At 32.3% G+C, this 11005-nt stretch carries 11 protein-coding genes, 1 pseudogene and 1 other annotated feature; of the genes and pseudogenes, 9 read left to right on the forward strand and 3 right to left on the reverse strand.

The window, feature by feature from the left end:
• Positions 1-54: 54 nt before the first annotated feature.
• A complete protein-coding gene (locus CP367_RS01680) occupies positions 55-738 on the reverse strand; it encodes a TMEM175 family protein (RefSeq protein WP_023488558.1) in 684 nt (227 codons plus the stop codon).
• Between the two features lie 162 nt (positions 739-900).
• On the opposite strand from CP367_RS01680, the gene CP367_RS01685 reads away from it, so the two are divergent.
• From CP367_RS01685 to CP367_RS10925, 4 genes are all read left to right on the forward strand, one after another.
• Positions 901-1362, forward strand: a complete 462-nt coding sequence (locus CP367_RS01685; protein WP_089143516.1) for a low temperature requirement protein A — start codon at positions 901-903, stop codon at positions 1360-1362.
• Positions 1349-1972 carry an NUDIX hydrolase gene (locus CP367_RS01690; protein WP_054833046.1) on the forward strand — a complete coding sequence of 208 codons (624 nt, stop codon included), beginning with the start codon at positions 1349-1351 and terminating at the stop codon, positions 1970-1972. Before CP367_RS01685 ends, CP367_RS01690 begins: the two co-directional genes overlap by 14 nt.
• Before the next feature lie 79 nt (positions 1973-2051).
• Positions 2052-2298 (forward strand) — a binding site (T-box leader).
• 58 nt (positions 2299-2356) lie between these two features.
• Positions 2357-3733: a branched-chain amino acid transport system II carrier protein gene (gene brnQ, locus CP367_RS01695; protein WP_065990855.1), complete on the forward strand. Its 1377-nt coding sequence runs from the start codon at positions 2357-2359 to the stop codon at positions 3731-3733.
• A gap of 116 nt (positions 3734-3849) precedes the next feature.
• Positions 3850-5589 (forward strand): plasmid pRiA4b ORF-3 family protein, encoded by a 1740-nt coding sequence (locus CP367_RS10925; protein WP_233186518.1) that lies wholly within the window; start codon positions 3850-3852, stop codon positions 5587-5589.
• Between the two features lie 56 nt (positions 5590-5645).
• On the opposite strand, the gene tpx is transcribed toward CP367_RS10925, so the two are convergent.
• Positions 5646-6140, reverse strand: coding sequence for a thiol peroxidase (gene tpx / locus CP367_RS01705; protein ID WP_089145933.1), 495 nt, complete (start codon positions 6138-6140; stop codon positions 5646-5648).
• A gap of 178 nt (positions 6141-6318) precedes the next feature.
• Here tpx and CP367_RS11165 point away from each other — a divergent pair, with 178 nt between their 5' ends.
• Positions 6319-6477, forward strand: coding sequence for a hypothetical protein (locus CP367_RS11165; protein ID WP_005720278.1), 159 nt, complete (start codon positions 6319-6321; stop codon positions 6475-6477).
• A 66-nt stretch (positions 6478-6543) separates the two neighbouring features.
• On the opposite strand, the gene CP367_RS01710 is transcribed toward CP367_RS11165, so the two are convergent.
• Entirely contained in the window at positions 6544-6816 is a 273-nt protein-coding gene (locus tag CP367_RS01710) for a hypothetical protein (RefSeq protein ID WP_023488567.1), read from the reverse strand.
• A 79-nt stretch (positions 6817-6895) separates the two neighbouring features.
• On the opposite strand from CP367_RS01710, the gene CP367_RS01715 reads away from it, so the two are divergent.
• The 4 genes and pseudogenes from CP367_RS01715 to CP367_RS01730 all read left to right on the forward strand — a co-directional run bounded on the left by CP367_RS01715 (position 6896) and on the right by CP367_RS01730 (position 10993).
• Positions 6896-7603 (forward strand): MFS transporter, encoded by a 708-nt coding sequence (locus tag CP367_RS01715; RefSeq protein WP_233186517.1) that lies wholly within the window; start codon positions 6896-6898, stop codon positions 7601-7603.
• Positions 7604-7695: 92 nt separating this feature from the next.
• Positions 7696-8785: pseudogene (locus tag CP367_RS01720) on the forward strand (LLM class flavin-dependent oxidoreductase).
• Between the two features lie 150 nt (positions 8786-8935).
• Positions 8936-9490, forward strand: coding sequence for a restriction endonuclease subunit S (locus CP367_RS01725; protein WP_089145931.1), 555 nt, complete (start codon positions 8936-8938; stop codon positions 9488-9490).
• 9 nt (positions 9491-9499) lie between these two features.
• Positions 9500-10993, forward strand: coding sequence for a type I restriction-modification system subunit M (locus CP367_RS01730; protein WP_089145930.1), 1494 nt, complete (start codon positions 9500-9502; stop codon positions 10991-10993).
• Positions 10994-11005: the final 12 nt, after the last annotated feature.

The raw sequence follows: 11005 nt of genomic DNA on the forward strand, positions 1-11005 counted from the left end.
AAAAGATTTGACAGTTTCTTAGTTTAAGTTTACTGGCGCTCTTTTAAATAAAAATCACATAATTTTGTTGCGTTTAACTGGAAAAAGAAATGAAATAACTGGAACTATTAAATAAAGAATCATTGCTAGTTTTGCATTGAATAATGACAGAATGATCAATATTACATTTAAAAATAAAGTAACCGTCATTTTTCTAATAAAGGAGCGGCTAATAATAATTCGCATGATTTGGGAATAGCGCGCAGTATTTTTAGCACCAAAATATTGGATTAGATATTCTAAGATTTTGGCAATTAAAAAAACAATCCCAAAATTGGCTACAGCGAAAGAAGAATTTTCAGCCATAATCCATTTAGTCATGACTGGCAGAAGTGATAAATCCGCTAGAAAAAAGAAGTCTAGAATAGCAATCGCTTTTGAAGGTTTGAAAATATAGTATGAAAAAGATAAATGTAGATCATACCAGAAATCTGCCACAATAAAAAAAGTGATTAAAAAGACAGCAATGTTGCTAATGAATTGCTGATAATGAATTTCATGCAGAGCAGGTTGAATTTCTAAAACAATAATTGTAATAATAATGGCCATCACTCCATCGTTAAAGGCTTGTAGATGTTCACGTAGGCTTTCAGGTTCTTTCTTTTGGGCCTCAGCTAATTCTTTTTTGACATTTTTTAATTTATCTTTTTCTTGGTCTGAGAACTGATTAAAATTGTGTTTTCTGGGATTTCGTGGCATGGCTATTCCTCCAATTAAATTAATTTATTAATCAATAATTACTTTAGCATAATTTTTCACAATCAAGCTAAAAATTGATTCTTACAAATTAATATCATAATTTGCTTTTTGGACAAATATAAAGCATGATAGACAGTAATCAAATATTAGGGGGGGATTAGTTTGAAAAAAATAATAGCTAAGCCTGTTGGAATGTTTGAATTATTCTATGATTTAGTTTTCGTATACGCAATTTCTCGAATTACTGCAATGATTCATCATCCTGTTAATGGCAGTATTCCTTTAGTTACTTTTCTTCAATTTTTATTGGTTGTAATTGTAGTAATGCAAATTTGGCTTTATCAAGTTATCTATTTTAACCGATATAGCAAAAACAGATTTTTAGATATTGGCGGTTTAGTTTTAAATATGTTTGTAGCAGTTTATCTGGCTAACAATATTAATACTGAATGTCGATTTAGTATTCGTAATCTGTTAACATTGCTACTAATTTTTGCACTAGGAGTAAGTTACTTATGGGTTGTGATAAAATCTAAAATAGGTATTTCAATCTGCCTATTAATTTGGAATTTGTTATTTTTCTTAGAATTTTATATTAAAGGCAATAAAAATGAATTCAGATGATCAATTTATCAAGTGGGCGACAGATTTACAAAGTTTAGCTCAAGCAGGATTGCATTATGGTCATGATGTATTTGATCATGAGCGCTATGAAAAAATCCGTAAAATTGCAGGCGAAATGATGGCAGCTAGGACAGGACTACCTAAAGAACAAATTAAAACACTCTTTTTGGGTGATGAGGGCTATCAAACACCTAAGATTGATACGCGAGCAGCAATTTTTAAGGATAATAAAATTTTGCTTGTCCGTGAAAAAATGACTCAGGAATGGTCATTGCCAGGCGGCTGGAATGATTATGACCAAACTACAGCACAAAATTGTGTTAAAGAGGCATATGAAGAAGCAGGTAGAGTAGTTAGACCCGTCAAAATTATTGCAGTTCAAGATCGTAATCATCATAATAAACCAATTTTGGCCACCAACATTACGAAGGTATTTTACTTATGCAAAGAAATTAGTGGTGAATTTAAGCCGAACGATGAAACTGATGCTTGTGATTATTTTGCATTAGATAATTTACCGAAGCTTTCACTTGGGCGAAATACTGAGGAACAAATTACCATGTGTTTTGCGGCAAATAATGATCCTAATTGGCAGACTCAATTTGAATAGAAAATTTGAAAAATAAATAAAAAAGTTGTTGACAACGATTATATTTTGATTAAAATAATTATTAACAAATTTAATAAATCTGAAAACAAAGAGAAAGAAGAGCAATTTAGACTTAATTTACAGCGAGTCTCGTTAGGTGTGAGGAGATAAATCCTAAGTTTAAATGAAAATCACTTTCGAGTTCTATTTCTTAACTTAAAGTAAGAAGTAGTGGGAGCACCCATTATAGTGCCTACGTATCGTCGAGTAATTGACTGTACGTGAAAGGTATTGCTAGCAATAGTGATATAAATAAAGGGTGGTACCACGCTCAAAGCGTCCCTCAGTTGCAATTTGCAGCTGAGGGTCTTTTTTGTTTATCAGGGATGTTTTGGAGGAGAGAAAATGACAGATCATACATCGAAAAAACTTACATGGAAAAATTATCTCGTTGTTGCTTCCTTGCTGTTTGGATTATTTTTTGGGGCTGGTAACCTAATCTTTCCATTACATTTAGGACAACTAGCTGGAGCAAATTGGGGAACAGCTGCAGTTGGCTTTTTGATCACAGGGGTTTTATTACCATTATTATCTGTATTAGCAGTAGCAATTACTCATGCAAACGGAGTATACGACATCGGTAAGCCGCTGGGTGCCGGATTTGCAGTAGTATTTATGGTTTTAATCCATGCCACAATCGGACCATTGTTTGGTACCCCAAGAACTGCAACCGTTTCTTTCACAGTTGGTATTGCACCATTTATGCCGAAGAATATGCAAAGTTCCGCTTTACTTGTTTTCTCAGCTTTATTCTTTTTAGCTGCTTTTGCTTTTTCTTATCATCAAAATAATATCTTGTCTAACGTTGGTAAGGTATTAAATCCATTATTCTTGGCATTGTTATTCCTAGTGTTTCTTGTAGCTTTTGCTCGTCCGTTGGGTAATCCACAAACTGCAGCAGTAACTGCTGCTTATAAGCATGGAGCATTAGTAAATGGCTTCTTAGAGGGTTATAACACAATGGATGCCTTAGCAGGCTTAGCCTTTGGGGTTACGGTTGTTACAGCTGTTCGTGGCATGGGACAAAAAGATGCTAAAAGTGTTTCAAAAGTTGTTGCTAAATCAGGTGTCTTGGCCGTTTTAGCAATCGGTTTTATCTACTTGTTATTGATCTTAATGGGTGCAATGTCACTCGGACGTTTTGCAGTTTCTGATAACGGTGGGGTAGCCTTTAACCAAATCGTTAACGTTTATGGCGGTGTCTTTGGTCAAGCTTTACTTGCATTCTTATTGACAGTTACCTGTTTGACTACTGCAGTTGGTTTGGTTGCTGCTTTTGCGCAAGACTTTCATAAGCATTTTCCTAAGGTAAGTTACCACGTTTGGTTAGCACTTAGTTGTTTGGCATCATTCTTAGCCGCTAACTTTGGTTTGGATCAAATCATTTCATGGTCAACACCGATGTTAATGTTCTTATATCCTTTATCCATGGTTTTGATCTTGCTATCAGTTTGTTCACCATTGTTTAATAAGGCAGGTGTAGTTTACTTTTTCGTAATCCTATTTACTGTTGTACCAGCTTTAGGCGATATGGTAGTTGCTTTTCCAAGTGTGGTTAGTCAAAGTTCATTTGGTTTAGCAGTGGCTTCACTTAGAAATCATTTACCACTTGCTAGCATGGGCTTATCATGGTTAGTGCCAGCACTGGTAGGTTTAGCAATTGGTTTAGTTGTATATCATGTTAGAAATAAAAAGACAGTACCGGTTTTAGAAGAAGACTAAAATTTGTGTATTTTAGATGAAGGCAGTGATTGCCTTCATTTTTTTGCTTCTGAGATGAATAGTTGTGAATAGACATGATAAAATTAAAATGAAATTATTTTAATAAGGAGAACCACATGCTTCAAGTACGATACGGTACTAACTTAGCACCAGAAATTAAAGAAAATAAGATTGATATTATTAAGAATGAGCCTTTTACTGTTTGGGATGCAGGTGTAATAAATATTCAAAAGCAAAAGTACTATTTATTAGTTGAAAAAGACACTAGTTTTCCAATTTTATTAACTAAACTTGATGCCAAGCTATTTAATGATGTTTTTGCTAATGCGATTAAAAGCTATGACTTTATTTTGTTTAAACAGCAACAAAAATTAGTTTCAGCGGTAAAGTCCAAGCAAATGTCTTTTTACGATACTAAAAGCCAAGCTAATTTAATGCTAGAAAAAATTCGTAAACTTATAGAGGATAATCAAAACGAATATTTAAATTTGATTGATGTTGTAAAAGATGAAAAGAATATGGTAGATAAGCTAACTGTAATGTCAGCGGCTATTTTTGCCTTGGATAGTCAGATTGGACAAAATTTTATTTCTAAGATGATTGATGAGGTTAGTACGTATTTCCCTATTAAGCCGCAAAAACCAAATCGAAGATATAAGTATGTTGACTTAGTGCCAAAATTTGAAGATTTCTCTAATTTTGAAAAATATGAAAATAAACCAGTAAAAGGCAATGAAAAGATTGTTGCTAAAATTAAAGAAAATAATCAGAAACTCATTGATCAATATGCTAAATACGTACCAGCAGGAATAGGATATCTCCAACCTGATCAAATGCTGCCGGATTATCTAAATCATTATTTATTACGTAATAAGATCCATTTAGTTACTAATGATTTAGGAGAAGCAATTTCTTATTTATGGATTATGATATCTAACAATAAACTACATCCGCTAGAAATAGAGCAGATTACAAATACCTTGAAAAATTTCTATGTATTTTTGAGTAGAGTAGGTCTTATTCGTAAAACTGATAGTAAAGAAATAGGGATGAATATTGACTGGGTAACTGAAGAAATTAATTCATACCCCGATCAAAACCTGGATGAGGATTTGATAAACGATATGATAGAGGCAATTGAAGCAAATCCGAAAAAGATTTTGGAACTTGAAGATTTAGACTTGTCTCCTCAGGATTTGTCTAGAGTCTTAGAAGGCTTGCGAAGAGATCTTGAGAATCATGATAAAAAGCAGAAAACACGAAAAAAGGCAATTTTTGAAAATCAAACTCGCAATCGAGCTACCTATGAGATTAGAGTAAAACTAAAGTCTTTTAAACCATCTACTTGGCGTAGATTTATTATTAGTGGCAATACGTCAGTGAAAACATTAGAAGTTGCTATGCTAGATATGTTTAATGCAGATTTTGGACATATGTTTGATTTGCTGAATAAAAAGACGCAGGAACGCTTTGAAAATGCAGAAAGTATCGCTGAAGCGAAAGATTGGGATCCTGCTACAGGCATAGATTATGAAAAAGCTAAGGTTTCGTATTTTGAAAAGAGAGATAAATTATTATTAACTTATGATTATGGCGATAGCTGGGAATTCGAAGTAGATATTAAGAACATCACTACTGATCAAGCAGCTCCTAAGTGTCCAAAGATACTTTCTGGAAAAGGTTATGGAATAATTGATGACATTGGTGGTGTATGGTCTTTGCAAGATTATTACGATACGCCTAAAGATAAAGTAGATCCTGGAATGATTGATTGGTTAATGGGTGGAGAAGCAATTAATTTAGATAATTTTAATAAGGAAGAACTTAATCAAAGAATGGAACAATATAAGAACTAAAGAAAAAAAGATTACCTTAGCATATGTGTATATACTGAGGCAATCTTTTTTAAATTTTACAGCAACTTTTTTAATTCATTTACAGCAGTATTATAATCGGGCTCATGAGTAATTTCATCAACAATTTCACGATAAACGATTTTACCGTTAGGCTCAAGAATCCACACACTGCGTGCTAGTATTCCAGATTCTGGTATTAGTAAGCCAGTAGCTTTACCAAAAGATAATTTTTCATCAGACATTAATTGCATATTTTTAACACCTTCAGCCGCACACCAATTTTGCTGGTCTTTGATGGTATTAGTTGAAATAGTTAAAAAGTTAACGTCAGGAAACTGATCCATTGTTTGGTTAAAGGTTTTAGTTTGAATGCTGCAGACAGGTGTGTTGATATCTGGTACAACACTGATCAAAGTATTTTTACCTAATAAACTATCTTTAGTAGCTTCTTGCTTATTTTTGTCTAAAACTGTAAAATTAGGCATTTCATCGCCAACCTTAGGTGGCATACCAATTAATTGAACTTCTTTTCCTTTAAAAGTAACTTTCATGAAATTCCTCCTTTTATTATCTTTTAACTTAAATATAGCAAAGTCAGTTCAATAACTTAAATATTTAGCTTACAGATATTAATTTTTAGAATTTAAAATTTTACTTTTGAATTTTAACATCTTGTATTTTGAATTTAACCACTTATTTAAATAGTGAATTCGGAAAGGAAGACTTTTTATGTTAATTGGAACTTTTAGCTTATTCTCAATAATGATGTTGTTAAATAATTGGTCTATCAATATTTGGACATTGTTTATTTTTATTCTTTCATACGTTGTTATTTGGATAACAATCAAGTTAACACAAAATCGCCAAATTAAGAAACGTAATAGCTAATTAATAATCTTTATTCATTCGCTTTATGCATAGCTAACGATTACCAATAAATATTTTTTATAATAGTTATTTTGATTTACGATTTTTATTTTTTAAATCATTTAACGAAATACTATTTTGGCTTGCAATGAGAGCATTATTTTTGCGAAAGAGAATTGCAAAAGATTCATTAGTAATTTGCGTCTCAATTGCAGAACCTTGAATTTGAGTAAAGAAGTCGCTATTGATAACTATTGCATCTAATTTTCCTTCATTAAATAGATTAACTAGTTCTATACTGTTAGAACTGATCTTTAATCTTTTAAATTGATTGAAATTTTCAGCAAAAATATCGGGCATCAGATAGGCACTTATATTATCAAATACCCCGACTCGTAAGGTGGTTATAGTTGGCTTTAGCAACTTAGGAACAGGACAGTTGGCTACAACTGCTATTCCAATTTTGATGGCATTATTGGTTTTAACTCTGTTAATTTGGAGATCTAATCGAATCGAAACACCAATTTTAGAACTAAAATTATTTAAAAATCATAGTTTTACTGGTCATATTATTGGTTTCTTCTGCATCCAACTAATTTCTTTGGGTAATGCATTTTTGTTGCCAAATTTTATTCAATTAGTTAATCATAATACTGCTTTTTTAGCAGGTTTGATTGTTTTGCCAGTGGGAGTTGCTGGTGCAATCATGGGCCCGATTGGTGGACGAATGTTAGATAATTATGGTTCACGCAAACCTATTTTATTTGGTGTAAGTTTGATGCTGATTGAAACATTGTTATTTGCAGTATTAACTAATCAAATGAATAATATTTTTATTTTGATAGTTTATATTATTTACATGGCAGGAATGGGAATGATATTGGGAGATGTCATGACTGATACTTTGGCAGTAATTGATGAGAGTAAAACTACTCAAGGTAATGCAATTTTAAATACTGCTCAACAATTTGCTGGTGCTGTTGGAACCTCAATTACCTCAGCAATCGTTGCTTCTAGTCAAAAAGGTACTAAGTCAGATTTAACCAGAATCGGAACACAGCATGCATATATTTTTCTTTTATGTTTAGTTATTTTAATCATGGCTTTATTTATCAAATATGTTGGTAGAAGAACTGCAACTAAGTAAAGGATCACATATTCAAGATATTGCTTTTTCAAAAATTATCTGCTATTATTTTACTTACAAAAAGTAAGTAAATGATTTAGGAGATGATAGAAATGAAGATCGAATTAGGTATCTCATCATTTGGTGAAACTACACCACTTGAAACAACAGGAAAAGCAATTAGTCATGATCAAAGAATCAGGGATTTATTAGAAGAAATCGTTCTTGCAGATAAATTGAATATTGATGCATTTGCAATCGGTGAACACCATCGCAAGGATTTCGCTATCTCAGCACCAGAAATCATTTTAGCAGCTGCTGCTTCGAAAACTAAGCAAATCCATCTTTCAAGTGCTACTACAAATCTACCAACAATTAATCCAATTAGAGTTTATGAACAATATGCAACAATGGATGCAATTGCAACGGGTAGAGTTGAAATCATGGCTGGACGAGGATCATTCACTGAGGCATTTGATTTATTTGGTTATGATTTAGAAAATTACGATGAACTTTTTATTGAAAAACTAGAAATGCTACTCAAAATGAACAAAGAAGAAATTCTCGATTGGCCAAAAGGAAAGTTTACACCTAGAGTTGATCATAAAGGAATTTATCCGCGCACTAAAAAGCCAATCCCTATTTCTGTAGCTACAGGCGGAAGCATAGAATCGACTATCCGAACTGCAGAGTTAGGTTTGCCAATCGTTTATGCGATAATTGGCGGTGATCCTTTGCACTTTAAACCACTAATTAAGTTGTACAGAAGAGTTGCAGAAAAAGTTGGCAATGATTTAACGAAGATGCCAATTGCTGCACACTCTTGGGGGCTGGTTAAATCATGATAAAGACAAAGCCATCAAGGATTACTTCTATCCTACCAAATTGTTAGTTGATCAAATTAGTACGGAAAGACCGCAATGGACAGGGATGACATATGAACAATATCTTGAATCGATCGGAGAAAATGGTGCAATTTTTGTTGGCGATAGCGAGACAGTTGCAAATAAGATCATCAAAGTCATGGAAGAACTTGGGTTAACTCGCTTCTATCTTCATTTGCCAATTGCTTCAATGCCGCATGAAGATGTGATGAATGCCATTAGAATTTATGGCGAAGAAGTTGTACCAAAAGTTAAGGAATATTTTAGAAAAAAGAGTGAAGAAGAGAGACTTACCCTCAAATGGAAGAGTGGCAAGTAAGGATATTTAGAAAACGCTGATTTATCAACGTTTTCTATTTTTTTAGCAAATTTATAAAAATATATCAATAAATATATTGAAAATTAATGCTAAAGAGGTATACTAGATTTAGTCAAAAATATATCAATTGAAATATTAGGAGACAACAAAATGAAACTTAGTAAAATTGCTAACTGTATGATTGGCCCAAATGCAAATGAAAAAAAGAAGCTTAATCAAGATCATGAAATTTATTCAGTTGAAGATATTCAAAAAGATCTTTCCCAATATTTGGAACTTGACGAGGTTTTGGATGATAAGAGCACTCAGAGTAATGAAAGTAAATTTATTCTAAATAATGGGGACTTAGTTATTAACTTGATGACAAATATTGCTTCTGTAGTGTCTAAGAACAATCAGGACAGAATCATGACTCAAGCTTTGATGAAGATTGAGCCTAATGATCAATTTGATAAGTGGTATTTATGCTACTTACTAAATGAGTCGAATGAAATAAAACGACAAGAAATGAAAAATATGGAAGGAACCGTAATCAAAAGATTAACGGCTAGATTAGTAAAAAATCTTGATATTAATGCAGTTAACATTAATGAACAAAAGAGAATTGGCGATATTTATAGACATGCATTAAAAGAAAAATATCTTTTACAACATAAGGCAAATTTAATTTTTGCTTCAGCATTAAGTATTATTGAAAACGATTAGAGGTAAATTATGAATAATAGTGAATTTGTAAATCAAATCAATCAACTTGTAGATGAGCACAACGGATATGAGAGCCCTGAAGATATTAGATCATATTTAAGAAGTTTGATTTTTTATAAATATCTTGATTTAAAACAACAACAAAATAGTGATGAAGTGCTTGGCTATGAAATTAAGCCAGAATTTTCATGGAAATCAATAATAAATATTGCTTCAATGAAGACCTTTTCCCTTAAGGATATAGATAAAGCAATAAAAGATTTCGATACTAACTCCACACACTTCTTTACTGGAATTTTTGGTGATTTAATAAGGAATAGTCATCAAAGCCAACAGCAAAGTATAAATAAAGGAAAGTTAATGGCTGAGCTCATTAAATTGGTAGATAGTATTGATTCAAGTACAACCGATACACAAAAGTTAGTGGATACCTTCAATCAGCTAATCAGCTTAAGCTCTGAAAATATCAGAAGTGCATCTGATAATATTTATACTCCGAAAGATGTTACAGATTTATTGGCTAGGATAGTCTCAGCCAATATAAATAAGCAAGAAGACACTACAATTTATGATATGACTTGTGGTAGTGGCTCCCTCATGTTAACTGTAGGTACAAAAGCTTCCCAGAGAACAACTTTTTATGGAGAAGACATTAATATTTCTGCATGTAATCTTGCAAAGATGAATCTTATCATCAATGGATACAATTATAAGGATATTACATTAAGAGTTGGAGATTCACTTGATGAAGATTGGCCTGATACTGTGAACTCTGATGGTCAAAAAGAACCCCAAACCTTTAATGCGGTTGCTAGTGTTCCACCTTTTTCACTGAGATGGAACAACTCAGATGATAGAGCTAATGATCCAAGATTTGTATCATATGGTGTTGCACCTAAAACAAAAGCAGATTATGCGTTCTTACTACAAGGTCTGTATCATTTAAATAATGAAGGGACAATGGTCATTCTTTTACCGCATGGTGTTTTATTTAGAGGTGCGAAAGAAAAAATGATTCGTAAATCTTTACTTGAAAAGAATGAAATTGATGCGATTATTGGATTGCCAGCGGGTTTATTCAATTCAACAAGCATCCCTACTGTGATTTTAGTTTTAAAGAAAAACAAAAAATCTAAGAATGTTTTGTTCATTGACGCTTCAAAAGAATTTCAGCGTGGAAAGAAAAAGAATATCTTAAAAGAAAGCAATATTAGAAAGATTGTTCAAATCTATAAAGATAGAAAAGAACTAGAATCGTTTTCTCATTTAGCAAATTGGGAAGAGCTTGTAAAAAATGATTTTAATTTGAATATTCCAAGATATGTAGATACTTTTGTACCAGAAAAAAGTGTAAATCTTCATAAAGTTGTAGAAGATCTTGAACAAACAAATAAAGATATTAAAAAAGTTCAGTCCGAACTATCAGCATTGCTCGAAAGTTTTCCTTCTAAAAGTGCAAAAGACGAAGAAAGAAAAAAGGCGATTATTAAGTCTTTTGACTAGGCTGGGTATATT

The sequence above is a fragment of the Lactobacillus sp. UMNPBX16 genome (assembly GCF_002553775.1).
Lineage (GTDB): Bacteria > Bacillota > Bacilli > Lactobacillales > Lactobacillaceae > Lactobacillus > Lactobacillus crispatus.

Excerpts from the sequence above, each read along its gene's own strand:
- CP367_RS01690 (WP_054833046.1), top strand. The coding sequence starts at position 1,349 with ATGAATTCAGATGATCAATTTATCAAGTGGGCGACAGATTTACAAAGT.
- CP367_RS01710 (WP_023488567.1), bottom strand. The coding sequence starts at position 6,816 with ATGCCCGATATTTTTGCTGAAAATTTCAATCAATTTAAAAGATTAAAG.
- tpx (WP_089145933.1), bottom strand. The coding sequence starts at position 6,140 with ATGAAAGTTACTTTTAAAGGAAAAGAAGTTCAATTAATTGGTATGCCA.
- CP367_RS10925 (WP_233186518.1), top strand. The coding sequence starts at position 3,850 with ATGCTTCAAGTACGATACGGTACTAACTTAGCACCAGAAATTAAAGAA.
- CP367_RS11165 (WP_005720278.1), top strand. The coding sequence starts at position 6,319 with ATGTTAATTGGAACTTTTAGCTTATTCTCAATAATGATGTTGTTAAAT.
- brnQ (WP_065990855.1), top strand. The coding sequence starts at position 2,357 with ATGACAGATCATACATCGAAAAAACTTACATGGAAAAATTATCTCGTT.
- CP367_RS01725 (WP_089145931.1), top strand. The coding sequence starts at position 8,936 with ATGAAACTTAGTAAAATTGCTAACTGTATGATTGGCCCAAATGCAAAT.
- CP367_RS01680 (WP_023488558.1), bottom strand. The coding sequence starts at position 738 with ATGCCACGAAATCCCAGAAAACACAATTTTAATCAGTTCTCAGACCAA.
- CP367_RS01730 (WP_089145930.1), top strand. The coding sequence starts at position 9,500 with ATGAATAATAGTGAATTTGTAAATCAAATCAATCAACTTGTAGATGAG.